Below are 22,432 nucleotides of genomic sequence, written 5' to 3'. Positions count from 1 at the left end.
ATGCGATGCTCCATGGCGCAGGAGAAGCCGGAACGGCTGGACTAGACTGAGGGTATGCCCGAGATACAGGCGATCAGCATAATCTGCTGTTATGGAATAGGGCATGAGTCATAATGCCCGTTTTGATTTGGCAGCAAGCCCTGCTATCATGCTTTCCGAAATCGCTACAGCGAAGCCAAACCATGAACCTGACTCCACAGCCTTTCACGCCTTCCGCCGACCTTGCCCGCCCCAGCGTGGCGGATGCCGTCGTCGGCAGTGATGCTGCGCCGCTGTTCATTCGCAAGCCCAATCCCGATGACGGCTGGGGCATTTATGAGCTGGTCAAGTCCTGCCCTCCGCTGGATGTGAACTCTGCCTACGCCTACCTGCTGCTCGCCACCCAGTTTCGAGACACCTGTGCGGTGGCCACCGACGAGGAGGGCGATATCGTCGGTTTCGTTTCCGGCTACGTGAAAAGCAATGCGCCCGACACCTACTTCCTGTGGCAGGTGGCGGTCGGGGAGAAAGCGCGCGGCACCGGACTTGCCCGCCGCCTGGTAGAGGCCGTGATGACGCGCCCCGAATTGGCCGAGGTTCATCACCTCGAGACCACCATCACGCCCGACAACCAGGCCTCCTGGGGGCTCTTTCGGCGCCTCGCCGATCGCTGGCAAGCGCCGCTCAACAGTCGTGAATACTTCTCCACGGACCAGCTCGGCGGCGAGCACGATCCCGAGAACCTGGTGCGCATCGGTCCTTTCGAGACCGATCGACTCTGATACCCCGCCAGAACAGCACGCCCGGATGATCTCGTACGTTCATTCGCCAACCCGTTATGTCATCCATCCCAAGGAGGTCGCACGATGCAGACCCAGACCCTCGAACGCATGGAATCCAACGTTCGCACCTATTCGCGCGCTTTTCCGGTCGTGTTCACCAAGGCCCGAAATGCCCGATTGACCGATGAAGCGGGACGCGAGTACATCGATTTTCTGGCGGGTGCCGGCACCCTGAACTACGGGCACAACAATCCGCAGATCAAGCAGGCTCTGCTGGACTACCTGGCCGAAGACAACATCATTCACGGCCTGGACTTCTTTACTGCGGCCAAACGCCGTTATCTGGAAACCCTCGATGAGGTGATCCTGAAGCCGCGCGGTCTGGCCTACAAGGTCCAGTTTCCCGGGCCTACCGGCACCAACGCCGTCGAGGCAGCCATTCGCCTGGCGCGCCATGCCAAGGGTCGCTACAACATCGTGACCTTCACCAACGGTTTCCACGGCGTGACCATGGGCGCCCTGGCCACCACCGGCAACCGCAAGTTCCGCGAGGCCACCGGTGGCGTGCCAACGGTGGGCGGCAGTTTCCTGCCCTACGACGGCTACTTGGGCGAGGGCACCGACACCCTCGACTACTTCGAGAAATTGCTGGACGACAAATCCGGCGGCCTCGACGTTCCGGCCGGGGTCATCGTGGAGACGGTGCAAGGCGAAGGCGGCATCAACGCCTGTGGCCTCGAATGGCTCAAGCGCCTGGAAGGCATCTGTCGTGCTCACGACATCCTGCTGATCGTCGACGACATCCAGGCGGGATGCGGCCGTACCGGCAAGTTCTTCAGCTTCGAGCATGCTGGCGTGGTGCCCGACATCGTCACCAACTCCAAGTCGCTCTCCGGTCTCGGCCTGCCGTTCTCCCAGGTATTGATGCGTCCCGAGCTGGATGTCTGGAAGCCCGGTCAGTACAACGGCACCTTCCGCGGTTTCGCGCTGGCGTTCACGACGGCGGCGGCTGCCCTGGAAACTTACTGGCACGATGACGCTTTCGCCCAGGAAGTTCAGCGCAAGGGCGAGATCGTCGCCGAGCGTTTCGGTCGAATCGCTGCGTGGATTCGCGAGCAGGGCATCGAGGCCTCGGAACGAGGTCGCGGGCTCATGCGCGGCATCGACGTGGGCAGCGGCGAGATCGCCGACAAGATCACCGGCAAGGCCTTCGAGAACGGTCTGGTCATCGAGACCAGCGGTCAGGATGGCGAAGTGGTCAAATGCCTGTGTCCGCTGACCATTTCCGACGAGGATCTGAACGAGGGGCTGGACATTCTCGAGAAAAGCGCCAAGTCGGCCCTGAGCTGATAGTCTGCAAGGATGGTCGGAAGACGGCCATAGGTCATCGGCCGGTCGCGATGACACGACCGGCCCGATAACGATTCAACGAGGATTCATCCATGATCGTTCGCAATATCGAGGAAGCGCGGCAGACCGATCGCCTGGTCAAGGCCGAGAACGGCAACTGGGACAGCACGCGCCTGGTGCTGGCCAACGATGGCGGCCAGTTCTCGTTCCACATCACGCGGATCTACGAAGGGACCGAGACGCATATCCATTACAAGCATCACTTCGAGTCGGTGTATTGCATCGAGGGCGAAGGTGAGGTCGAGACTCTGGCTGATGGCAAGATCTGGCCGATCAAGCCGGGTGACATCTACGTTCTCGATCAGCATGACGAACACCTATTGCGTGCGCACAAGACCATGCATCTGGCGTGCGTCTTCACGCCGCCGATCACCGGCAATGAGGTGCATCGCGAGGACGGTTCCTATGCGCCGCCCGAAGAACTCGAGGCCGACGACAAGAAACCGCTCTGACGTCACCGTAATCGCGGCCGCCGTATACGCCCCGAAGTCCATCTTCGGGGCGTCGTTCGTCATACCGGAGCCGAGGGGGCTGGATAGGTCGGAAAGCCCGGCGATGTATTCGCATAATGTATATTATGTTAAATTAGATATCTGCTGAAACGGCCACTCCAGAGGCCGGCCCCGTGGCGTTGGACAAGCGGCGCGGCGACTCCGTATCATCATGGATCATTCCACGCCGCGAAGTCCTTTCATGCACCACCTTCTGCGATCTTCCGCCGTCATGTCACTTGCCTCGCTGATGCTCGCGGGGTGTGGCCTGACCCCTTCTCGCGAACCGGCGCCTCCGCCGGTGACCCACGAAGCCTTCGAAGCTCGCATGGACCGACTGGAAGCATCGCTGTCGAGCAGTTGCGGCGTCTCCCGACAGGCTCTCGAGGATCAGCAACTCACACAGCAGACGCTTGTCGCCGACGTGCGCGAGTTGGGCAGTCTACTGCGCCAACTGCGTAGCGAGGTATCGACGCAGGATGACGAGTCGAGCCAGGCTCTCGATGCCTTGAGCGCCTGCCAGGCGGTGTCGGAGCAGCTCAATGACAAGGTGGTGCTGGGTCGCAGTGAATGGGTCGGACTGCCCGACGTGGGTACCTATCTCAAGGCGCGCATCGATACGGGGGCCAACACCTCTTCCCTCTCCGCAGTCGACATCACCGAATTCGAGCGCGATGGCGAGGACTGGGTTCGCTTCAAGCTGGGCCTGGTCGACAGCGATACGGTCGTCGAGGCCGTGCGTGACGAGAGGGTCGAGGCGCCCGTCGAGCGCCGCGTGCGCGTCATCCAGTCGACCGGTGAGGAGTCGCGTCCCGTGGTGAGCCTGATGATGTCGCTGGGGCCGATTCGTGAGCGCGTGGAGTTCACCCTGAATGACCGTACCCATCTCGACTACCCCGTCTTGCTCGGACGTCGCTTCTTCATGGATATTGCATTGATCGATGTGGCTGAACAGTTCATGCACCCGCGTCCGCAGTACGGCGCCGAGGGCCAGTCTGGCGAGGCCTCCAGCGACGATGCCTGAAGACGGGTCCGTTGCCTCGCTCAAGGAAGATTCATGTCACGACTCTCTTTCTATTTGATCGTCGCCTTGCTGGTGACCGCCGGGGCCGCTCTGACGATACACCGACACGTCCAGTTCGAAGTGCCCTGGACCCCCGGCGAGCAACGTCAGGTTTGGGAGATACAGGCACAGGTCAGCTTCATCGCCGGTGGCGGACCCGCCAAGGTCAACATGGCGCTGCCCACCAATCAGCATGGCTATCGCATTCTCACCGAGCATACGGCCTCCCCTGGCTACGGTCTGACGTTTCTCGAAGACAATGGCAGCCGACGTGCCGAGTGGGCCACGCGCGAAGCTCAAGGCGATCAGCAGCTCTATTACAGCGTCCAGGCATTGGAGTCGCCCTCTACGCGACACGCCGACGTGGCGCCTCCCCAAGCGCGCAACGACATCGTATGGGAATCACCTTACGACACGGCCGCCAGCCAGGTCATCGAGCGTGCCTGGTCGCGCAGTGCCGATGCTTACTCCTTCGCGCGTCAGTTGATCAGCGACTTCACCGACGAGCGCGAAGGCGAGAACGCCCGCCTGCTGCTGACGCAGTTCGACCGCACCCCTCTGCTCGTACGCCTGCTCAACCAAGCCGGTGTCAGCGCTCGCCAGGTCAGCGGCCTGCTGCTCGAGGATGGCCGCCGCCGACAGCGGCTCACCTCCTGGATTCAGGTATTCGATGGCAACGAGTGGGCACTTTTCGACCCGCGCACCGGCGAGCAAGGCAAGCCCGAGAACCTGCTGCTGTGGGAGTCGGCCGGCCAGGCGGTGCTCGAGGTCGAGGGCGGCAGCAATTCGCGCGTCGACTTTTCGATGCTCTCGCGCAACCAGCCGGCAGCTTCAGCCGTACGTAGCCAGCTCGTGGAAGATACCCTGCTCAACTTCTCCATTCATAGTCTGCCGCTGGAAGAACAGGCGCTCTTTCAGACGATACTGCTGATTCCGATCGGTGCCCTGGTCGTGGTTCTGCTGCGCGTCATCGTGGGCATCAAGACATCGGGCACCTTCATGCCCGTGCTGATCGCGCTGGCATTCATACAGACATCGCTGCTCACCGGCATCGTGGGTTTCCTGATGGTCGTCGCGGTGGGACTGGTCATCCGCAATTATCTTTCCTACCTCAATTTGCTGTTGGTAGCGAGGGTATCGGCGGTGATCATCACGGTGATCGCCATCATTTCGCTCTTCTCGGTGATCTCGTACCGCGTCGGTCTCAATGCCGGGCTGACCATCACGTTCTTTCCGATGATCATCCTCGCCTGGACCATCGAGCGGATGTCGATCCTGTGGGAAGAGGAAGGCCCCAAGGAGGTTCTGATCCAGGGCGGTGGCAGCCTGCTGACGGCGGTGCTTGCCTATCTGGCCATGAACAATCCCTGGATTCGCCACATCACGTTCAACTTCCTTGGCGTTCAGCTGATACTCATGGCACTGATCCTGCTCCTGGGCAATTACACCGGCTACCGGTTGCTCGAGCTGCGCCGCTTCAAGCCCGTCACTGAGGACTGATGTTATGTGGGCCTGGCCCAAGCAACTGAGCAGCCGCGGCATCATTGGCATGAACCGCCGCAACATTCGCTACATCGGGCGCTATAATGATCGGAGGCTCTACCCGTTGGTGGATGACAAGCTCCAGACCAAGCTTCTGGCCGAGCGCCACGGCATCACCACGCCAGCGCTGATCGGTACCGTCACCACCCAGTTCGGCGTCAAGCATCTCGGCGCCATGGTGGCGAACGTGGCCGGATTCGTGATCAAGCCAGCCAAAGGAAGTGGCGGCAAGGGCATTCTCGTCATCGAGCACGTCGAAGGCGATCGATACATCAAGCCCAGCGGGGTTGCGCTCACCCTGGAGGATCTCAAACGTCACGTCTCCAACATCCTGTCGGGCCTCTATTCGCTGGGCGGTTCGCCGGACGTGGCCGTCGTCGAGGCGTTGATCAACTTCGACGAGCGCTTCTCCGCCTACACCTACGAGGGCGTTCCCGACATTCGGGTGGTGGTGTTCCGCGGCTATCCCGTGATGGCCATGATGCGGCTCTCCACCGCGGCGTCCGACGGCAAGGCCAACCTCCATCAGGGGGCCGTCGGCGTGGGACTCGACATTGCCAGCGGGCGGGCCTTGCGGGGCGTGCAGTTCGACCGGGCGCGATACGATCACCCCGATACCCGTCACGAGCTGGCCAGTCTGATGATCCCCGACTGGCGCAACCTCTTGATGCTGGCGGCGAGCTGCTACGAGATGACCGGGCTCGGCTATCTGGGTACCGACATGGTGCTCGACCGCGACCGCGGCCCCATGCTGCTGGAACTCAATGCTCGCCCTGGCCTCGCTATTCAGATGGCCAACGGGGAAGGGTTGCGCTGCCGCCTCGACAGCGTGGAGCGTCGAGCGGACGGGGTCGACGTGGCCACGCGGGTCGACTTTGCACAGCACCACTTCGCCCGTCGTGGCGAACTGCCACCACCCGAAGATGCCCCGCCGCTGGCCGGTGTGGCGGCTAACGCGTAGAATGGGTTACGGTATTCAGCGCAGCGGACCCGCCATGACCGATTCCAGCAGTCTGCTCCAGCAGGCCGAGCGGCAGTGTCAGCGCCACGGCGTGCGCTTCACGCCCATTCGGCGTCGTGTGCTCGAAATGATCGCGGGCGCCAGTGGCGGGCTCAAGGCCTACGAACTCCTCGATCGCCTGGCGACGGAACATGCCGCGGCTCGTCCGCCAACGGTCTATCGCGCCCTGGAGTTCCTCATCGATCAAGGACTCGTGCATCGTATCGAGTCACTCAACGCCTTCGTCGCCTGCCCCTGCCCGGAACACGCCCACGGCTTCCAGTTGCTGATCTGCCGGGAGTGCGGCCGGGTGGAAGAGCTGCATCTCGATGACGTCAATTCTCAGCTCGACCAACGCGCCCGCAATCTCGGGTTTCGCGTGGATCGCCAGACCATCGAGCTGCTGGGGCGCTGCGAAGCTTGCCTGCTAGCCGCCGCCAACGCCTGATATCCCTTGCGGAGTGCCCATGCCCGACCTGTTCAAACAACTCGAGAGTGCCGCCCAGGCGGCGCGCTGGCCGCTGGTCGATGTGCTCGATGCCATACGTTTCAACGCCGACGGTTTGCTCCCGGCCATTGCCCAGCAACATGACAGCGGCGAAGTGCTGATGATGGCATGGATGAACCGCGAGGCGCTGGAAGAGACGTTACGCAGCGGACGCGTCTGCTACTGGTCGCGGTCGCGCGGAAAGCTGTGGCGCAAGGGGGAGTCGTCGGGGCAACAGCAACTTCTGCGCGCGGCACATCTCGACTGCGACGGCGACACCCTGCTGCTGCACGTCGAGCAAACCGGTCCCGCCTGCCATACCGGGCGGCGCAGTTGCTTCTACGTGGCGCTTGAGGGGGATGCAGCCCAGGTGAGCAGCGCCCCGCTCGTCGATCCCGAAACGCTCTACGGCAAGAGGCGTTGAACCATGCCCTGCCTGGCAGCTTGGCTCAGTCGGCTCTTTCGCGGCCTGGCGAGAGTGCTCGGCTGGGTGATGATCGCTCTGGTCAAGCTCTATCAGGTCACGCTGAGCCCCCTGCTCGGCCCCCGCTGTCGCTACTGGCCGAGCTGTTCCAGCTACACCCTGGAGGCGGTTCGCGTACACGGGCCCCTCAAAGGCGGCTGGCTGGCGTCACGACGTATCGCGCGTTGCCATCCCGGCTGCGAAGGCGGCATCGACCCAGTGCCCGGCGGACCCAGCGAGGCGCTGTGCCGGGCCGACCCGGAACTCGATGAACGTTTTCGCTACCGCGACCCCGCATCGCACTGATGGCGTCGGCGAGCTTCGTCGTTCTGGTCAAGCAGCCTCTCTTTCCGCCACCTCGTAAATACGTGCCAGCATGCTGTGCAGGCCGTTGCTGCGCGTCGGCGACAGGTGCTTGTCGAGACCCAGATCCTCGAGGAAATGGGGGCTGGTATCGCGGATCTCGGCGGCCGGACGGTCGTTGTAGATGCGCATCAGAATGGCGATCAGTCCGGAAACGATGGCGGCATCCGAAATGGCTTCGAAGTGGAGTCGCTCACCGTCGCGGCTGTGATGCATCCAGACGTTCGACTGGCAGCCCTGAATCTTGCGTTCGTCGGTCTTCCATTCGTCGGGGAAGGCCGGCAGCTGTTTGCCCATGTCGATGAGGTACTGGTAGCGATCCATCCAGTTATCGAACATTTCGAACTCGTCGAGCAGTTCCTGTTGGGCCTGCTCGGCAGTGGCTTCGATGCTCATGGCGGCTCCTTGAAAGGGTTGCGACCATTATAGCCCTCTACCCCCGGCTTCGACGAGGCCGTGCACGGTCTGCTGGCGGTGCCACTCCTCGTCCTCGGCATGCAGGTAGCGGGCCGTGGTGTCGAACCGCGCATGGCGAGCGGTGGCAGCCAGGAAGCGCAGCTCCACGCCGGCCTGAGCCTGGTGCGTCAGCGCCGTGTGACGCAGCCAGTGCGGTGTGGCCTGGCGCAGGCGCGCCACTGCTTCGGTCACCTCTCCGCCCCGCTCCGTTTCCAGTGCGGCAGCGGCCTCGCGGAAAGTCTCGCGTATCAATCGATAGAGTCGATTGGTACCGAGAGCACGGCCACCGCCGAGGGTGCGCAGCAGTGGCGCTTCTTCGTCGGCTGCCGGCAGCGGTGATAGCCCCAGAGTGCCGCGCCACGACTCCAGCAACTGCAGCATGTCCGGTGGCACGGGAATCGCCGCGACCTTGTCGCCCTTCCCCACGACCCGCCACCACCAGCGTCCCTCGCGGCGGTGGAAATCTTGCATGCGTGCCGCGCTCATTTCGCTGATCCGTGGAGCCAGCAAATAGGCAAAGCCAAACACGAAGCGTCGCCGTGACCGTTCGAAGCGGACTCGCGCTGAGGCATCCTCATCGATCGGCGCGTTCAGCCAGGCCCACAACCACTCCCAGAGCGGTCGCTCCAGGTAACGCTCGATGCGTGGCGCCCGATTGTCGAGGCGCCGTCGCTTGTCGCGCATCAGGCGAAACGGATTGTGAGCGACCCAGCCGGCTTCGCGGAGCCAGGCGAACAGGCCCTGCAGGATCACCAGGCTCTGGCGACGGCTGGCCGCCGACAGCGGGCCGCGGAATGGACGCCACTCGGCACTGGTGCGTGGGCGCGGCGGGCCGACCCAGCGGTGCCGGGGCCTGGGATCGGAAAGAAAGGTTTCGAAGGCATCGAGATCTTCGCGGCGTAAGCTGCCAAGCTCCCTGCCCTGCTCGCCCAGCCACAACAGCAACCGCTCCACCTCGCGACGGTAGGCGCGCTGGGTACGCGGGCTGTCCCGATACTCGGCCAGCCACTGGGCCACGGCCTCGGCATCGCTGCTGGCCGTGATGTGCGGCCCACCTGGCGATGCGACTGCCGTCGGCTCGAGCGTCTCTCTGCCGAAGGCATCAAGCGGGGCTGAAATCCGTACCGTACCAGGGTAACCCCCGCTCTCTTTGCTGTCTGGCATCTACCCTTCCTTGCTCACGGTTTCGGGGCTTTACCCCTATCCGCAATGATTGTCAGGGGTGTACGGCAAATTATCAAGATTTGCCGCGTAATCTTGACTTTTTGGTATTGGTGTAATGTATATAGCATATTACGTATAATGTAATCGCCTTCAACGAATACCTGTCGACCAGGCATGGCCTCACAGGACGTCACCCATCACATGATTCAGCGAGGAGAGCGACATGGCGCGGAGCGGAGTGCGATACGAGGACGTGGAGCGTGCCGTCGACACGCTGCTCGCTCAGGGCGAGACCCCCAGCGTGCAGAAAGTGCGCGAGGTGCTCGGCACGGGGAGCTTCACCACCCTCAGCGAACACCTGAGGGCGTGGCGAGCTCGACGCGACGAAACGCGCGATGCGTTATCCGGCCTGGGCATCCCGGAGAGCGTGGCGACGCTTGCCGAACGGGTCTGGGAGCACGCCCAGGAAGCGGCCAACGAAGCGCTGGGCGAGTATCGCGAGCAGGCGGATCGGCAGATGGCCGCAGCCCAGGAGGCCGCGCAGCAAGCTCAGCGCAAGGCGGAAGATGCCGTTCAGCGCGAAGCGGCGTTGGCTCAGCATCTGGCCGACATTCAGCAGCGACTGGAAGCCCGCAGTGCCGATCTGGCCACCATCGAAGCCGAACGCGATCAGTGGCGGCAGGATGCGAACCGGCTGAGCGGACATCTGAGTCGCCTGAACGAACGGTTCGAAGAGTTGCAAGCCGAGCACGAGCGCAAGGATGCCGAACGACGTGCAACGCTGGAGCAACGTGAAGCACAGCACCGTGAGCGACTCGCCCAGGAGGAGCAGCGCCATGAAAGCGCCGAAGCACGCCTGATGGGGCTGCTCGACGAAGCGCGACAGGAACGGCAGACAGTGGAGAAGGCGCGTGCCGCCCGCGAACGCCAACTCGAGTCACGCCTGGATGCATTGCAGAAGCAGCTCGAGGAGACGCGTGGCGCTCTTGCCGAGGAGGAAAAGCGCTATCGGGAAAGCGACTGGGCGCGCAGTCGTGCCGAGGAGCAGGCCGCGACTCGCCAGCGCGAACAGGGTCTGCTGCAGGAGCGGGTCGACGAGCAGAAGCGTCTGCTAGAAGAACAGGCACGGCGCCTGCGCGAGCTCGAGGCCCAGCTCGACCACTGGCTGTGGCAAATGCCAGCACGCGACGTTGACGACGGAGAACCCGACGAAAACACCTAAGGCCCCGCCGATGCGGAGCCTTCCGAGAAAACGTCAGATGGTGCCGGGAAGCGCTGATTGACGTCGCGAGCGATGAGAGGCTGGCCGCCCCGGAGCGCAGCAGGAAATCAGCGGTTCCTAACGGTAGTAGGCGTTGGTCGTGTCCGTATGATCGGTCACATCGCGGATGCCGGCGAGCTCGGGGATGCGCTCCATCAGGGTACGCTCGACGCCCTCCTTGAGAGTCAGGTCGACGGCGGCACAACCCTGGCAACCGCCACCGAAGGCGAGCACCGCGACCTGGTTCTCGGTCAGTTCGATCAACTTGATCTCACCGCCGTGGGCGGCCAGGCCCGGGTTTATCTCGCTGTAGAGAATGTAGTTGACGCGATCCTCCAGTGGGCTGTCGGCGTTGACCTTGGGCATCTTGGCATTGGGCGCCTTGATGGTGAGCTGCCCGCCCATGCGGTCGGCGTTGAAGTCGACCACGGCTTCCTCGAGGAAAGGAATGCTGTGCTTATCGACGTAAACGGCCAGCTTGTCGAGATCCAGCCGCTCGTCGGTCGGCTCTTCTTCGCCGGGCCGACAGTAGGCCAGGCAGGTCTCGGCATAGGGCGTGCCCGGCTGGGTGATGAAGATGCGCACGGCAATGCCCTCGACGTTCTGCTTGGCGAGCAGTTCGGCGAGGTAATCCTGGGCGCTGTCGGTAATCTCGATGATCTCGCTCATGGTATTCTCGCTAGCCTGGCTGCAGTGGGAAAGGCAGCCGTCATTGGTCTTCCTTCATGGTAAGCAAAAGCCGAGGCAGAGACAATCCCGACCGTTTTCGTCGGTCTTTGCCCGTTGCCCTGCCCTCGCTACGGTGCATTTGCTACCATACGGCCCTATTTGTGCCGCCCATGTCCAGAAAGACGCCTCCCGGTGTCGGGCGGCCTGCCCAACCTCGACGTGATACTGCGCTGGAGATCGAACCGACCCATGGCTGCCGTTCCCACTGCCCTGACTGCCTCCCTTACCGAACGCCTCGGCGAGCGCGTACTGATGCTCGACGGGGGCATGGGGACCATGCTTCAGAACGCCGGGCTCTCCGAGGCGGAATTCCGCGGCGAGCGCTTCGCCGACTGGAATTGCGATCTCAAGGGCAACAACGATCTGCTGGCTATCACCTGCCCCGACCTGGTCACGCGCATTCATCGTGAGTACCTCGAGGCGGGCGCGGACATCATCGAGACGAACACCTTCAACAGTACGCGTCTCTCCCAGGCCGACTACGCCATGGAAGACCTGGTGCCCGAGCTCAATCGCGAAGCGGCCCGACTGGCTCGCGAGGTCTGCCATGCCGTGGCAGCCGAAACCGGTGTGCCGCGCTATGTGGCCGGGGTACTCGGGCCGACCTCGCGCACCGCTTCGCTGTCGCCCGACGTCAACGATCCGGCCAAGCGCAACGTCACTTTCGATCAGTTGCGCGACAACTACTACGAGGCCGCCGAGGCGCTGATCGAAGGCGGTGCCGACCTCATCCTGATCGAGACCATCTTCGACACCCTCAATGCCAAGGCGGCCATCTACGCGCTGGAGGAGCTCTTCGAGGCTCGCGGTGAGCGCCTGCCGGTGATGATCTCCGGGACCATCACCGATGCCTCCGGGCGCACGCTTTCCGGCCAGACCACCGAGGCCTTCTGGAACTCGGTGAGACACGCGCAACCGTTTTCCATCGGCCTCAACTGCGCGCTGGGCGCCGAGGAGCTGCGCCCTTACCTGAAGGAGCTGGCCACCAAGGCGGATACTTTCGTCTCCGCGCACCCCAACGCCGGCCTGCCCAACGAATTCGGCGAGTACGACCAGACGCCGGAAGAGATGGCGGGCATCGTCGCCGAATTCGCCGAGAGCGGCCTGGTCAACATCATCGGCGGCTGTTGCGGCAGCACGCCCGAGCACATCGCCGCCATCCACCGGGCACTGCGTGGGATGCCGCCCCGCGAGGTGCCGACGATTCCCCGTACCTGCCGCCTGTCGGGCCTCGAGCCGTTCAACATCGCCGCCGACTCGCTGTTCGTCAACGTGGGCGAGCGTACCAACGTCACCGGTTCGGCGCGCTTCAAGCGGCTGATCGTCGAGGAAGACTACACCACGGCGCTAGAGGTGGCTCTCGAGCAGGTCGAGAACGGGGCCCAGATCATCGACGTCAACATGGACGAGGGCATGCTGGAGTCGCAGGAGGCGATGGTCCGCTTCCTCAACCTGATCGCCGGAGAGCCGGACATCGCCCGGGTGCCGATCATGATCGACTCCTCCAAGTGGGAGATCATCGAGGCAGGCCTCAAGTGCGTGCAGGGCAAGGCGGTGGTCAACTCCATCTCGATGAAGGAGGGCGAAGACGCCTTCCGCGAGCAGGCCACGGCCTGTCGCCGTTTCGGGGCCGCCGTGGTGGTGATGGCCTTCGACGAGCATGGCCAGGCCGACACCTTCGCGCGCAAGGCCGAGATCTGCCAGCGCGCCTACCGGATCCTGGTCGATGAACTCGACTTCCCCCCGGAAGACATCATCTTCGACCCCAACATCTTCGCCATCGCCACCGGCATCGAGGAGCACGACAACTACGCCGTCGACTTCATCGAAGCGACGCGCTGGATCCGCGAGCACCTGCCTCATGCGCTGGTATCGGGCGGCGTCTCCAACGTCTCCTTCTCCTTTCGCGGCAACAACCCGGTGCGCGAGGCGATCCATTCGGTGTTCCTCTATCACGCCATTCGTGCCGGACTGACCATGGGCATCGTCAACGCCGGTCAATTGGCCGTTTACGATGACCTCCCCGAGGAACTGCGCGAGGCCGTCGAAGACGTGGTGCTCAACCGCCGCAACGACAGCACCGAACGCCTGGTCGACCTGGCCGAGAGGTACAAGGGAGACGGCTCCGGCGGCGCCCGGAAAGAAGACCTGGAGTGGCGCAGCTGGGAAGTCGAGAAGCGTATCGAGCACGCTCTGGTCAAGGGCATCACCGCCTACATCGAGGAAGACACCGAGCTGGCCCGCCAACGGGCGCAGCGGCCCATCGAAGTGATCGAAGGGCCGCTCATGGACGGCATGAACGTGGTCGGCGACCTGTTCGGCGACGGCAAGATGTTCCTGCCCCAGGTGGTCAAGTCGGCCCGCGTCATGAAGCAGGCGGTAGCCTACCTGATTCCCTACATCGAGGCGGAGAAAGCCAGGAATCAGGACACGCGGGCCAAGGGCAAGATCGTCATGGCCACGGTGAAGGGCGACGTGCACGATATCGGCAAGAACATCGTCGGTGTCGTCCTGCAGTGCAACAACTATGAAGTGGTCGACCTCGGCGTCATGGTACCGGCGGAGAAGATCCTGCAGACGGCACGCGAGGAGAACGCCGATATCATCGGCCTTTCCGGCTTGATCACGCCGTCCTTGGACGAGATGGTGCACGTGGCCAAGGAGATGCAGCGCCAGGGCTTCACCATCCCGCTGCTGATCGGTGGGGCGACCACCTCCAAGGCGCACACTGCAGTCAAGGTCGAACCCGGCTACGCCTCGCCGGTGATCTACGTGGCCGATGCCTCGCGTGCCGTGGGCGTGGCCGGCAAGTTGCTCTCGGCGGACCTCAAGGAGGCCTATGTCGCCGAGATCCGCGCTGACTACGAGCAGGTGCGCGCGCGCAACGCCAAGCGCCGGCCCAAAGCCGCCGATCTCGGCTACGCCGAGGCGCGGCGCCGCAAGTTACCCATCGAGTGGGCCGGCTACACGCCGCCACGTCCGAATATCACCGGCCTCGTGACGTTCGACGACTACAACCTCGAGGAGCTCGTCGAGCGCATCGACTGGACGCCCTTCTTCATGAGCTGGCAACTGGCCGGCAAGTACCCCAGGATTCTCGACGACCCCAAGGTCGGTGAGGCGGCGCGTCAGCTGTTCGCCGATGCCCAGGCGATGCTACGCAAGCTGATCGACGAACGTCTGGTGCAGGCCCGCGCCGTCATCGGCCTGTGGCCGGCCAACAGCATCGACGATGACGTCATCGAGGTGTATGCCGACGAATCGCGCAGCGAGGTCGTCGAGCGACTGAACCACATCCGCCAACAGACCACCAAGAACCGCGACGGCGTCTGTTACAGCCTGGCCGATTTCGTGGCCCCCAGGGAGAGCGGCAAGCCCGACTGGATCGGCGGCTTCGCGGTGACCACCGGGCATGGCGTGGAGCGGCTCGCGGAGCGCTACAAGGCCGCCGGCGACGACTACAACGCCATCCTCGTTCAGGCACTCACCGACCGTCTCGCCGAGGCCTTCGCCGAACGCATGCACGAGCGGGTGCGCAAGGAATTCTGGGGCTACGTGCCCGACGAGACGCTCGACAACGATGCCCTGATCGCCGAGAAGTATCAGGGCATTCGCCCGGCACCGGGCTACCCCGCCTGTCCCGATCACACGGAAAAGCCCGCCTTGTTCCGATTGCTCGATGCCACCGCCAATGCCGGGATCGAACTCACCGAGAACTTCGCCATGTGGCCGGCCGCGGCGGTCTCGGGCTGGTACTTCTCGCATCCGCAATCCAAGTACTTCTCCACGGGCAAGATCACTCGCGATCAGGTCGAGGCGCTGGCCAGCCGCAAGGGCATGTCGCTCGCAGAACTCGAACGCTGGCTCGCCCCGGTACTCTCCTACGATCCGGCATGATGTCGCTGAGCCGGAACCAACGCTTGGATCGTCTGCGACTCGATCCGCAGCGACGCCAGCGCATCCTGCGCCTGGCATTACCGATCGTTGCCGGAATGCTGTCGCAGAGTCTGATCAATCTGATCGACGCAGCGCTGGTCGGCTCGCTGGGCGAGGTACCGCTGGCCGGCGTGGGCATCGGCGGCTACGCCATGTTCCTGGTGACCGCCCTGGTGTTCGGTCTTTCCTCGGGCGTGCAGGCCCAGACGGCCCGACGTCACGGCGAGGAGGACTGGTCGCGCCTGGCAGTGCCGCTCAATGCCGGTTTGCTGATTGCGCTACTGTCGTCCATTCCCCTCGCCCTGCTCTGCTTGTGGCAGGCTCCTGGCTTGCTGGCATGGATCAACCCGGATGCCGCGGTGCAGGCCGAGGCGGTCGATTACTTCCGTTGGCGGGTGGTGTCGCTCACTGCAGTGGCGATGATCTTCTGCTTTCGCGGCTACTGGAACGGTATCCAGGATACCGCCATCTATCTGCGCATTCTGCTGATGATGCATGTCGTCAACGTGGCGGCGAGTCTGGTGCTGATCTTCGGTTATCTGGGCCTGCCGGCCATGGGCGCTGCCGGTGCCGGTGCCGGGACTACCCTGTCGCTCTATGCCGGGGTGGCCATCTGGGCCTGGGTGAGTGCCCGCCACGCGCGGCGGTGCGGCTTTCTCGACACCCTGCCGCAGCGCTTCACCGTCGTCACCACTTTACGCCTGGCCACGCCGCACTCCTTCCAGCAGCTGTGGTTCGCTGCCGGCTATGCCGTGCTGTTCTGGATCCTCGGCCAGGTCGACACGGCCAGCGTGGCCGTGGGCCACGTGCTGGTGAACCTCTCGCTGCTGTTGATCCTGCCCGGTGTCGGCCTGGGCATGGCCGCCATGAGCCTGGTCGGCCAGGCGCTGGGACGCCAGGCCCACGGCGATGCCCACCGCTGGGGCTGGGACGTGGTACGCCTGGCCTGGTTGTGCCTGGCGGCGCTGGCCCTGCCCATGGCGTTGTTCCCGGATGCCGTGCTGGCGTTGTTCCTGCACGACCCCGCCCTGGTGGCCCTGGGGCGCCTGCCGCTGCAGCTCACTGCCGTCATGATCGTGCTCGATGCCGCTGCCCTGGTGCTCGGCCAGGCGCTGCTGGGCGCCGGTGCCAACCGCACCGTGATGACCACCACCCTCACCCTGCAGTGGCTGGTGTTCCTGCCGCTCGCCTGGTGGGTCGGAGTGGCCCTGGATCAGGGACTGCTCGGCATCTGGTGGGTGCAGCTCGGCTATCGCTGCCTCAACTCGCTGTGGTTCGCCCTGATTTGGCAGCGCCGCCACTGGCAACGTCTTGAGGTCTAGCACCGAGGCTGGCAGGATGATTCCGCCATATATTCTTTTTTGAATAAAAAGTATAAATATTTATTCTTTCATAGAATAAAGCCGGGGCGTTATGGTGCCCCTGACGATTCGCCACTCTCTCTGCAGCAGGACCGGCCGAATGTATCGCTACGACACCCATGATCAAACCCTGGTCAATGAACGCGTCGCCCAGTTTCGCGACCAGATGAACCGCTATCTGGCCGGGCGGCTCAGCGAGGAGGAGTTCCTGCCGCTGCGCGTGCAGAACGGCCTCTATGTCCAGCGCTACGCCCCGATGCTGCGCATCGCCATTCCCTACGGCATGCTGGCCTCCTATCAGCTGCGCAAGCTGGGCGACCTGGCGCGCGACTACGATCGCGGCTACGGCCATTTCACCACCCGCACCAACCTGCAGCTCAACTGGCCGAAACTGGAGACGGTGCCGGACATGCTGGCGGAGCTGGCCAGCGTGCAGATGCACTCGATCCAGACCAGCGGCAACGATATCCGCAACACCACCGCCGATCAGTTCGCGGGCGTGGCCGAGGACGAGGAGGTCGATCCGCGCCCCTGGTGCGAGTTGATCCGCCAGTGGTCGACCTTCCATCCCGAGTTCGCCTATCTGCCGCGCAAGTTCAAGATCGCCGTCACCGGTGCCGTTGAGGACCGAGCGGCCATCCAGGTCCACGACGTAGGCTTGCGTCTGTGGCGCGACGAGCATGGCGAGGTGCGCATCAAGGTGCTCGCTGGCGGTGGCTTGGGGCGTACGCCGATGATCGGCGAGGTGGTGTGCGAGGATCTGCCCTGGCAGCACTTGCTCACCTACCTCGAGGCGCTGGTGCGGGTCTACAACCAGTTCGGCCGCCGCGACAACAAGTTCAAGGCACGCATCAAGATCCTGGTCAAGGCGCTGGGCGTCGACGAGTTCCGCCGCCGGGTCGAGGCGGAATGGGCCCACCTCAAGGACGGCCCCCAGACGCTGACCCGCGAGGCGGTCGAGACGATGCAAACGCACTTCGTCGATCCTGACCGTCGCGAGGTACCGGGATCGGCACAGGCTGATTTCGAGCGGCTGCGCGAAGAAAATCGCGCCTTCGCTCGTTTCGTCACCAACAACGTGCAGGGCCACAAGGTGCCCGGCTACAAGGCGGTAACCCTGTCGCTCAAGCGACGCGGCCACTCTCCCGGCGACGTGACCTGGGAGCAGATGCATCAGGTGGCCGATCTGGCCGACGAGTTCAGCTTCGGCGAACTGCGCGTCACCCACGAGCAGAACCTGGTGCTTTCCGATGTGCCGCTGGATCGCCTCGAGGAGCTGTGGCACCGGCTGGAAGCGCTCGGCATGGCCAACCCCACGGTGGGCACCCTCGCCGATCTGATCTGCTGCCCCGGCGGCGACTACTGCGCCCTGGCCAACGCCAAGTCGATCCCCGTCGCCCAGGCGATCCAGGAACGCTTCGAGGACCTCGACTTCCTTTACGACCTGGGGCCGCTGGATCTCAACATCTCCGGCTGCATGAATGCCTGCGGGCACCACCACGTCGGCCACATCGGCATCCTCGGCGTCGACAAGAAAGGCGAGGAGTTCTATCAGATATCGCTGGGCGGGGCTCAGGGCAACGAGTCGTCGCTGGGCAAGATCCTCGGCCCCTCGTTCTACCGCGACAGCGTGCCGGAGGTCATCGACAAGGTGCTCCAGGTCTACGTCGGCGAGCGCCACGATGGAGAAACCTTCCTCGACACCTATCGCCGTATCGGTCTCAAACCCTTCAAGGAGCGGGTCTATGCCTGATCAAGCCACTGCCTCACGCCCCTTCATTCGTCAGGGTGCACCGGCCGCTGATCGCTGGACCCTGGTCCGTGACGCCGATGCCGAACGGCCGGCATCGCCGGCCATTGTGCCACTGTCGCTGTGGCAGCAAACGTCGGCCAGCGATGCCCTGGCGCCTTGGTTGGCCAGCGACACCGAGCTGACGCCGGAACTCGCCGCCGAGCTGGTGAAGGCGCCGCTGATCGCCGTCGACTTTCCCAAGTTCACCGACGGTCGCGGTTACTCCCTGGCACGATTGCTGCGCGAGCGTTACGGCTACACGGGCGAGATCCGTGCCATCGGCGACGTGCTGGTCGACCAGTGCTTCTACCTGACCCGCTGTGGTTTCGATGCCCTCTCGCTGCGCGAGGACCAGTGGCTGGAAGACGCTCTGCACGCGCTCAACGCCTTCAGCCGCGCCTATCAGCCGGCCGTGGACGAGCCCGAGCCGCTGTTCCGCCATCGCCTGCGCGAGGCGATTCACGAGGCTGAACCGGCCCTGGCCTGAGCGCATAGCCAACCTCATCGAGCGGAGACATGACAAGGGGCGCCGTGGACAGGTCGCAGAGGAGGTCATTTGCCAGGGATGGCAAATGTAGCGCCCAGGGAAGGGTTCACAGCGCCTCCGCGCAGACCTGTCCACGGGTCAGCCCCGAGACGACACCGCCAACATCGCCGGTCCCCGGGCCGTCGGCGTCGTCTTGATGCGACGTCAGCCGCGCCGCTTCTGCTGGCGCTCGCGGTTGGCCGCCCGCGCCCGCTCGCTCTTGCGCAGCATCACCCAGGTGGCGCCGAGGCCGCCGTCGGCCTGCTGGGCCGAGACGAAGGCCTGTACCTCCTCGAACTGGGCCAGCCACTTGGCGAGGTAGGAGCGCAGCACGTTGGGGGCGCTGTCGATCTCGCGGCCGCGGCCGTGCACGATCAGCACCGAGCGCAGGTCGTGGGCGTACGCTTCCTGGATGAAACCGGGCAGTATGCGGCGGCACTCGGCGAGCGGTCGGCGCAGCAGGTGCAGCCGTGCCTGGGCCGTATAGCCGCCGTGGCGCAGGCGGTCGACCACTCCCTGCTGGATACCGTCGCGACGGTATTCGAGCGGATCGAAAGGCGCTATCAGATCGACGAAGTCGTCGGAAAGAAAGCTGTCGCCCTCACCTTCGGTCTCGGCGTGCTGGCGTCGGGCGAGTTGAGCTTCCGTGGGCGAGCGTCGTGATCGGCCGGGATCGGCGCGGTTGCCGTTGCAGCTCAGGGGGCGTACGTCTCCCATCATTGCCCGAAAGTCCTGATCGTCGCGTGCCGACTGCGTCATGGTGCCTCCGGGGTCGTCTCAGGGGAAATGCCATCCTAGCAGAGCGCCGGCATGGGCTTAAGGCGCCGAGCTCGTCGTGGCAGTATGTCTTTCTCAACGTTTTCATTTGGCAGACGGAAAGGAACGAACCACATGCTGCGCTGGCTCACCACGGCTCTGCTGGTTGCACCGATCGGGATCGCCGGTTGGCTGTGGTGGACCCTGCTCAGCCCCTACACCTATGACCGTCCAGACCACCTGCCTGCCATTCAGTCGGGCACGCATGAGGTGTTCGTCTACGGCACGCTTCGCTATGCTCCGGTGCGCTGGCTCGTGTATGGCCGTGTCGGCGATCCCGAGACGGCGGTGCTGGAAGGTTATCGGCGTGACGGGCTCGACCTCATCGCGGCGCCTGAAGGTCGCGTCGAGGGCCTGATCCTCGAGGTATCGGCAAAGGAACTGGCCCGCCTGGATCGCTATGAACGTCTGGGCATGCGCTACGAGCGCCGGGAGGTGTCCCTATCCGACGGAAACCGGGCTTGGGTCTACCGTCGTCTGCGAACTGATTAGGCCGAGATCCGCGACCGGAGAGTCAAGACCATGGAAACCGAACTGCCCTTGCTGGACATCCTCTCGCGACTTGGCGTGGCCACCGGCCTGGCGCTTGCCGTGGGACTCGAAAGAGAACTGCGCGGCAAGCCCGCCGGACTTCGCTCACACATGCTCGTGGCGCTGGGCGCGGCCGCGTTCATCATCGTCGGCATGGAAATACTGCATACCATGCCACAAGGCGACGACGCCGCGCGCATCGACCCGACGCGCATCATCGAAGGGGTGATAGGCGGTATCGGCTTTCTCGGTGCGGGTACCATCATTCGCAGCGGGGCCAGCGTGCAGGGGATCACCACCGGCGCTTCCATCTGGCTGGCCGGAGCCATCGGCATCGCCGCGGGAGTGCGGCAGTTCCCCCTGGCGATCATGGTGACGGTGCTGGCATTGATCATCGTGATCGTATTGGGCCATTTCGAGCGAGAGGTCATCGAGAAGGATTCCAGGCGCTGACGGCCCCGGGCCCCTGCGGGCGCCCCGACGAACGAGTGTGGTGCTGCGGGCCTGCGCTGATACAATGGGCGTTTGGCACCACCGATCGAGGAGCCCGGATGCGTGACGCCCTGCCTTATGTACTGATTCTCTACTATTCCCGCTACGGCGCTACCCGTGCCATGGCCGAGCAGCTTGCCGCAGGGGTCGAGTCCTGTCCGGGCGTCGAGGCACGCCTGCGCACCGTTCCGTCGGTTTCGCCGACCTGCGAGGCCGTCGATCCCGACATTCCCGCCGAAGGCGCGATCTATGCCAGTCTCGACGATTTGCGCCACTGCGCGGGGCTGGCACTGGGCAGCCCCACCCGCTTCGGCAACATGGCCGCACCGCTCAAGCATTTCGTCGACGGCACCAGCGAACTGTGGCTGGGCGGCGCCTTGATCGACAAGCCCGCCACCGCCTTCACCTCCACCGCCAGCCTGCATGGCGGCCAGGAGACAACGCTGCTGTCGATGCTGCTGCCGTTGCTGCACCATGGCATGGTCTATGCCGGCATCCCCTATAGCGAAACGGCTCTGATGACGACCGCTGGTGGCGGCACGCCATACGGCGCAAGCCACCTCGCCGGCCAACGCAGCGATCGCGTCGTGACTGACGAGGAGCGCCAGCTGATCCACGCTCAAGGGCACCGCATCGCGCGCCTTGCCCTGTCCCTTCGCCCTCTGCGGGAGACGTCATGAAACGCTGGTTGGAGGCCATGGAAGCCGAGCATGGTGTGGATGTCCTGACCGAGCGTGCCCGCCGACTGGTCGTTGGCAGCTTGGCAGTGCTGATGGTCCTGTTGATATGGGGCGGGCTGTCGATGCAGGCGGGTGACAATCCCGTGGCGCCGATCCTGATTCGCACACTACCGCTCGTGCTGTTCCTGCCCTCGGTCATCGGGCAACGGCCGCGGGGGCACGTCTGGCTGGCCTTCGTCAGCCTGCTCTATTTCGCTCAGGGAGTCATGCTCGCCACCCTGCCCGGCCAGGGCCTGCTTGGCGCGCTGGAGGCTCTGAGCGGTCTGGCGCTGTTTACCGGCAGCATGTTCTATGCGCGTTTCCGCAGCCGCCAGCTTGTGCTCCATTCGCCCAGCGGCGACCATAGCGAAAAACGATGAGGAGAGCGCCATGACACGCAACATCGCCGATATCCGCCGCGACTACGAAGGCGGACGGCTGGAAGAAGATCAGGTACCCGACGAGCCCACGGTGCTGTTCGACGAGTGGATGTCGCTGGCTCTGGAGAGCGAAGGCGAGGATGGCAACGTGATGACGCTGGCCACCGTTGACAGCCAAGGGCTGCCGCATGCCCGCGTGCTGTTGCTCAAGAGCCATGACGAGCAGGGCCTTGTCTTTTATACCAACTATCACAGCCACAAGGGCAGCGAACTGGCCAACGTACCGTATGCCGCCCTGGTCTTCTGGTGGCCGTCGCTGGCACGCCAAGTGCGCGTCGAGGGGCGCGTCGAACAGGTTTCGACCGATGAGTCGAACGCCTACTTCGAGAGCCGGCCGCGGGCCAGTCAACTGGGCGCTTGGATCGCCACCCAGAGCGTGGTGATTCCCGGCCGCCAATGGATCGAGGAGCGCCGGCAGCGCTTCGAGCAGGCCTATGAAGGTCAGGCAGTCCCCCGTCCGGTGCACTGGGGCGGCTATCGCGTCATTCCCGACATGTTCGAGTTCTGGCAGGGGCAACCCAGCCGTCTGCACGATCGGCTGCGCTTCGAACGGCGTGACGGCCGCTGGCAGCGTTTTCGACTGGCGCCCTGACGTGGACGCTTCGATGCATCTCGGGGCGCGCCGACGA

General features: G+C 64.1%; 23 protein-coding genes. 19 read left to right on the top strand and 4 right to left on the bottom strand.

Annotation, left to right across the window (positions count from 1 at the left end; genetic code table 11):
* Window positions 1-182: 182 nt before the first annotated feature.
* The 9 genes from ectA to yidD all read left to right on the top strand — a co-directional run bounded on the left by ectA (window position 183) and on the right by yidD (window position 7,523).
* Window positions 183-761 carry a diaminobutyrate acetyltransferase gene (ectA, locus tag GFD32_RS06620; protein ID WP_163575766.1) on the top strand — a complete coding sequence of 193 codons (579 nt, stop codon included), beginning with the start codon at window positions 183-185 and terminating at the stop codon, window positions 759-761.
* 84 nt (window positions 762-845) lie between these two features.
* Window positions 846-2,111, top strand: coding sequence for a diaminobutyrate--2-oxoglutarate transaminase (gene ectB, locus GFD32_RS06615; protein WP_163575765.1), 1,266 nt, complete (start codon window positions 846-848; stop codon window positions 2,109-2,111).
* Between the two features lie 92 nt (window positions 2,112-2,203).
* The gene (locus tag GFD32_RS06610) at window positions 2,204-2,623 is read left to right on the top strand and encodes an ectoine synthase (protein WP_163575764.1); all 420 of its coding nucleotides are present in this window, start codon (window positions 2,204-2,206) and stop codon (window positions 2,621-2,623) included.
* Window positions 2,624-2,894: 271 nt separating this feature from the next.
* Window positions 2,895-3,686, top strand: a complete 792-nt coding sequence (locus tag GFD32_RS06605) for an ATP-dependent zinc protease family protein (protein ID WP_163575763.1) — start codon at window positions 2,895-2,897, stop codon at window positions 3,684-3,686.
* 33 nt (window positions 3,687-3,719) lie between these two features.
* Window positions 3,720-5,225 (top strand): UUP1 family membrane protein, encoded by a 1,506-nt coding sequence (locus GFD32_RS06600; protein ID WP_163575762.1) that lies wholly within the window; start codon window positions 3,720-3,722, stop codon window positions 5,223-5,225.
* Between the two features lie 4 nt (window positions 5,226-5,229).
* A complete protein-coding gene (locus tag GFD32_RS06595) occupies window positions 5,230-6,228 on the top strand; it encodes an alpha-L-glutamate ligase-like protein (RefSeq protein ID WP_163575761.1) in 999 nt (332 codons plus the stop codon).
* Window positions 6,229-6,262: 34 nt separating this feature from the next.
* Window positions 6,263-6,715, top strand: a complete 453-nt coding sequence (locus GFD32_RS06590; protein WP_163575760.1) for a Fur family transcriptional regulator — start codon at window positions 6,263-6,265, stop codon at window positions 6,713-6,715.
* A 19-nt stretch (window positions 6,716-6,734) separates the two neighbouring features.
* Complete coding sequence (hisI, locus tag GFD32_RS06585; RefSeq protein WP_163575759.1) at window positions 6,735-7,178, top strand: phosphoribosyl-AMP cyclohydrolase; 444 nt, start codon at window positions 6,735-6,737, stop codon at window positions 7,176-7,178.
* A gap of 69 nt (window positions 7,179-7,247) precedes the next feature.
* A complete protein-coding gene (gene yidD / locus GFD32_RS06580) occupies window positions 7,248-7,523 on the top strand; it encodes a membrane protein insertion efficiency factor YidD (RefSeq protein WP_407081075.1) in 276 nt (91 codons plus the stop codon).
* A gap of 27 nt (window positions 7,524-7,550) precedes the next feature.
* On the opposite strand, the gene GFD32_RS06575 is transcribed toward yidD, so the two are convergent.
* Both GFD32_RS06575 and GFD32_RS06570 read right to left on the bottom strand, forming a co-directional pair.
* Window positions 7,551-7,976 (bottom strand): SufE family protein, encoded by a 426-nt coding sequence (locus GFD32_RS06575; protein WP_163575757.1) that lies wholly within the window; start codon window positions 7,974-7,976, stop codon window positions 7,551-7,553.
* Between the two features lie 27 nt (window positions 7,977-8,003).
* On the bottom strand, window positions 8,004-9,200 hold the full coding sequence (locus GFD32_RS06570; protein ID WP_163575756.1) for a tyrosine-type recombinase/integrase: 1,197 nt from the start codon (window positions 9,198-9,200) through the stop codon (window positions 8,004-8,006).
* A gap of 223 nt (window positions 9,201-9,423) precedes the next feature.
* On the opposite strand from GFD32_RS06570, the gene GFD32_RS06565 reads away from it, so the two are divergent.
* Complete coding sequence (locus GFD32_RS06565) at window positions 9,424-10,422, top strand: DNA-binding protein (protein ID WP_163575755.1); 999 nt, start codon at window positions 9,424-9,426, stop codon at window positions 10,420-10,422.
* A 117-nt stretch (window positions 10,423-10,539) separates the two neighbouring features.
* Here GFD32_RS06565 and nfuA read toward each other — a convergent pair whose 3' ends face one another.
* Window positions 10,540-11,130, bottom strand: a complete 591-nt coding sequence (gene nfuA / locus GFD32_RS06560) for a Fe-S biogenesis protein NfuA (protein ID WP_163575754.1) — start codon at window positions 11,128-11,130, stop codon at window positions 10,540-10,542.
* 249 nt (window positions 11,131-11,379) lie between these two features.
* Between nfuA and metH the strand changes: the two genes are divergently transcribed.
* The 4 genes from metH (at window position 11,380) to GFD32_RS06540 (ending at window position 18,766) form a co-directional block, all read left to right on the top strand.
* On the top strand, window positions 11,380-15,087 hold the full coding sequence (metH, locus tag GFD32_RS06555) for a methionine synthase (RefSeq protein ID WP_163575753.1): 3,708 nt from the start codon (window positions 11,380-11,382) through the stop codon (window positions 15,085-15,087).
* A gap of 32 nt (window positions 15,088-15,119) precedes the next feature.
* Window positions 15,120-16,448 (top strand): MATE family efflux transporter, encoded by a 1,329-nt coding sequence (locus GFD32_RS06550; protein ID WP_276208794.1) that lies wholly within the window; start codon window positions 15,120-15,122, stop codon window positions 16,446-16,448.
* 139 nt (window positions 16,449-16,587) lie between these two features.
* The gene (locus tag GFD32_RS06545; RefSeq protein WP_163575752.1) at window positions 16,588-18,240 is read left to right on the top strand and encodes a nitrite/sulfite reductase; all 1,653 of its coding nucleotides are present in this window, start codon (window positions 16,588-16,590) and stop codon (window positions 18,238-18,240) included.
* Window positions 18,233-18,766: a DUF934 domain-containing protein gene (locus GFD32_RS06540; protein WP_163575751.1), complete on the top strand. Its 534-nt coding sequence runs from the start codon at window positions 18,233-18,235 to the stop codon at window positions 18,764-18,766. The genes GFD32_RS06545 and GFD32_RS06540 overlap by 8 nt, the downstream gene beginning before the upstream one ends.
* 204 nt (window positions 18,767-18,970) lie before the next feature.
* Here the strand turns inward: GFD32_RS06540 and smrA are convergent, their stop codons facing one another.
* Entirely contained in the window at window positions 18,971-19,564 is a 594-nt protein-coding gene (smrA, locus tag GFD32_RS06535) for a DNA endonuclease SmrA (RefSeq protein ID WP_163575750.1), read from the bottom strand.
* A gap of 132 nt (window positions 19,565-19,696) precedes the next feature.
* On the opposite strand from smrA, the gene GFD32_RS06530 reads away from it, so the two are divergent.
* From GFD32_RS06530 to pdxH, 5 genes are all read left to right on the top strand, one after another.
* Window positions 19,697-20,113, top strand: coding sequence for a gamma-glutamylcyclotransferase family protein (locus tag GFD32_RS06530; RefSeq protein ID WP_163575749.1), 417 nt, complete (start codon window positions 19,697-19,699; stop codon window positions 20,111-20,113).
* A gap of 30 nt (window positions 20,114-20,143) precedes the next feature.
* On the top strand, window positions 20,144-20,605 hold the full coding sequence (locus GFD32_RS06525; protein ID WP_163575748.1) for an MgtC/SapB family protein: 462 nt from the start codon (window positions 20,144-20,146) through the stop codon (window positions 20,603-20,605).
* Between the two features lie 98 nt (window positions 20,606-20,703).
* Entirely contained in the window at window positions 20,704-21,324 is a 621-nt protein-coding gene (wrbA, locus tag GFD32_RS06520; protein ID WP_163575747.1) for an NAD(P)H:quinone oxidoreductase, read from the top strand.
* A complete protein-coding gene (locus GFD32_RS06515) occupies window positions 21,321-21,743 on the top strand; it encodes a DUF2069 domain-containing protein (RefSeq protein ID WP_163575746.1) in 423 nt (140 codons plus the stop codon). The genes wrbA and GFD32_RS06515 overlap by 4 nt, the downstream gene beginning before the upstream one ends.
* Window positions 21,744-21,753: 10 nt before the next feature.
* Complete coding sequence (gene pdxH / locus GFD32_RS06510) at window positions 21,754-22,395, top strand: pyridoxamine 5'-phosphate oxidase (RefSeq protein WP_163575745.1); 642 nt, start codon at window positions 21,754-21,756, stop codon at window positions 22,393-22,395.
* Window positions 22,396-22,432: the final 37 nt, after the last annotated feature.

The sequence above is a fragment of the Halomonas faecis genome (assembly GCF_010993975.1).
GTDB lineage: Bacteria > Pseudomonadota > Gammaproteobacteria > Pseudomonadales > Halomonadaceae > Halomonas > Halomonas faecis.
This window is presented reverse-complemented; position numbering and strand designations above follow the sequence as displayed.

What these genes read in the sequence shown, in the direction of transcription:
- ectA (WP_163575766.1), top strand. Translation starts at nt 183, where the DNA reads ATGAACCTGACTCCACAGCCTTTCACGCCTTCCGCCGACCTTGCCCGC.
- ectB (WP_163575765.1), top strand. Translation starts at nt 846, where the DNA reads ATGCAGACCCAGACCCTCGAACGCATGGAATCCAACGTTCGCACCTAT.
- GFD32_RS06610 (WP_163575764.1), top strand. Translation starts at nt 2,204, where the DNA reads ATGATCGTTCGCAATATCGAGGAAGCGCGGCAGACCGATCGCCTGGTC.
- GFD32_RS06605 (WP_163575763.1), top strand. Translation starts at nt 2,895, where the DNA reads ATGTCACTTGCCTCGCTGATGCTCGCGGGGTGTGGCCTGACCCCTTCT.
- GFD32_RS06600 (WP_163575762.1), top strand. Translation starts at nt 3,720, where the DNA reads ATGTCACGACTCTCTTTCTATTTGATCGTCGCCTTGCTGGTGACCGCC.
- GFD32_RS06595 (WP_163575761.1), top strand. Translation starts at nt 5,230, where the DNA reads ATGTGGGCCTGGCCCAAGCAACTGAGCAGCCGCGGCATCATTGGCATG.
- GFD32_RS06590 (WP_163575760.1), top strand. Translation starts at nt 6,263, where the DNA reads ATGACCGATTCCAGCAGTCTGCTCCAGCAGGCCGAGCGGCAGTGTCAG.
- hisI (WP_163575759.1), top strand. Translation starts at nt 6,735, where the DNA reads ATGCCCGACCTGTTCAAACAACTCGAGAGTGCCGCCCAGGCGGCGCGC.
- yidD (WP_407081075.1), top strand. Translation starts at nt 7,248, where the DNA reads ATGATCGCTCTGGTCAAGCTCTATCAGGTCACGCTGAGCCCCCTGCTC.
- GFD32_RS06575 (WP_163575757.1), bottom strand. Translation starts at nt 7,976, where the DNA reads ATGAGCATCGAAGCCACTGCCGAGCAGGCCCAACAGGAACTGCTCGAC.
- GFD32_RS06570 (WP_163575756.1), bottom strand. Translation starts at nt 9,200, where the DNA reads ATGCCAGACAGCAAAGAGAGCGGGGGTTACCCTGGTACGGTACGGATT.
- GFD32_RS06565 (WP_163575755.1), top strand. Translation starts at nt 9,424, where the DNA reads ATGGCGCGGAGCGGAGTGCGATACGAGGACGTGGAGCGTGCCGTCGAC.
- nfuA (WP_163575754.1), bottom strand. Translation starts at nt 11,130, where the DNA reads ATGAGCGAGATCATCGAGATTACCGACAGCGCCCAGGATTACCTCGCC.
- metH (WP_163575753.1), top strand. Translation starts at nt 11,380, where the DNA reads ATGGCTGCCGTTCCCACTGCCCTGACTGCCTCCCTTACCGAACGCCTC.
- GFD32_RS06545 (WP_163575752.1), top strand. Translation starts at nt 16,588, where the DNA reads ATGTATCGCTACGACACCCATGATCAAACCCTGGTCAATGAACGCGTC.
- GFD32_RS06540 (WP_163575751.1), top strand. Translation starts at nt 18,233, where the DNA reads ATGCCTGATCAAGCCACTGCCTCACGCCCCTTCATTCGTCAGGGTGCA.
- smrA (WP_163575750.1), bottom strand. Translation starts at nt 19,564, where the DNA reads ATGACGCAGTCGGCACGCGACGATCAGGACTTTCGGGCAATGATGGGA.
- GFD32_RS06530 (WP_163575749.1), top strand. Translation starts at nt 19,697, where the DNA reads ATGCTGCGCTGGCTCACCACGGCTCTGCTGGTTGCACCGATCGGGATC.
- GFD32_RS06525 (WP_163575748.1), top strand. Translation starts at nt 20,144, where the DNA reads ATGGAAACCGAACTGCCCTTGCTGGACATCCTCTCGCGACTTGGCGTG.
- wrbA (WP_163575747.1), top strand. Translation starts at nt 20,704, where the DNA reads ATGCGTGACGCCCTGCCTTATGTACTGATTCTCTACTATTCCCGCTAC.
- GFD32_RS06515 (WP_163575746.1), top strand. Translation starts at nt 21,321, where the DNA reads ATGAAACGCTGGTTGGAGGCCATGGAAGCCGAGCATGGTGTGGATGTC.
- pdxH (WP_163575745.1), top strand. Translation starts at nt 21,754, where the DNA reads ATGACACGCAACATCGCCGATATCCGCCGCGACTACGAAGGCGGACGG.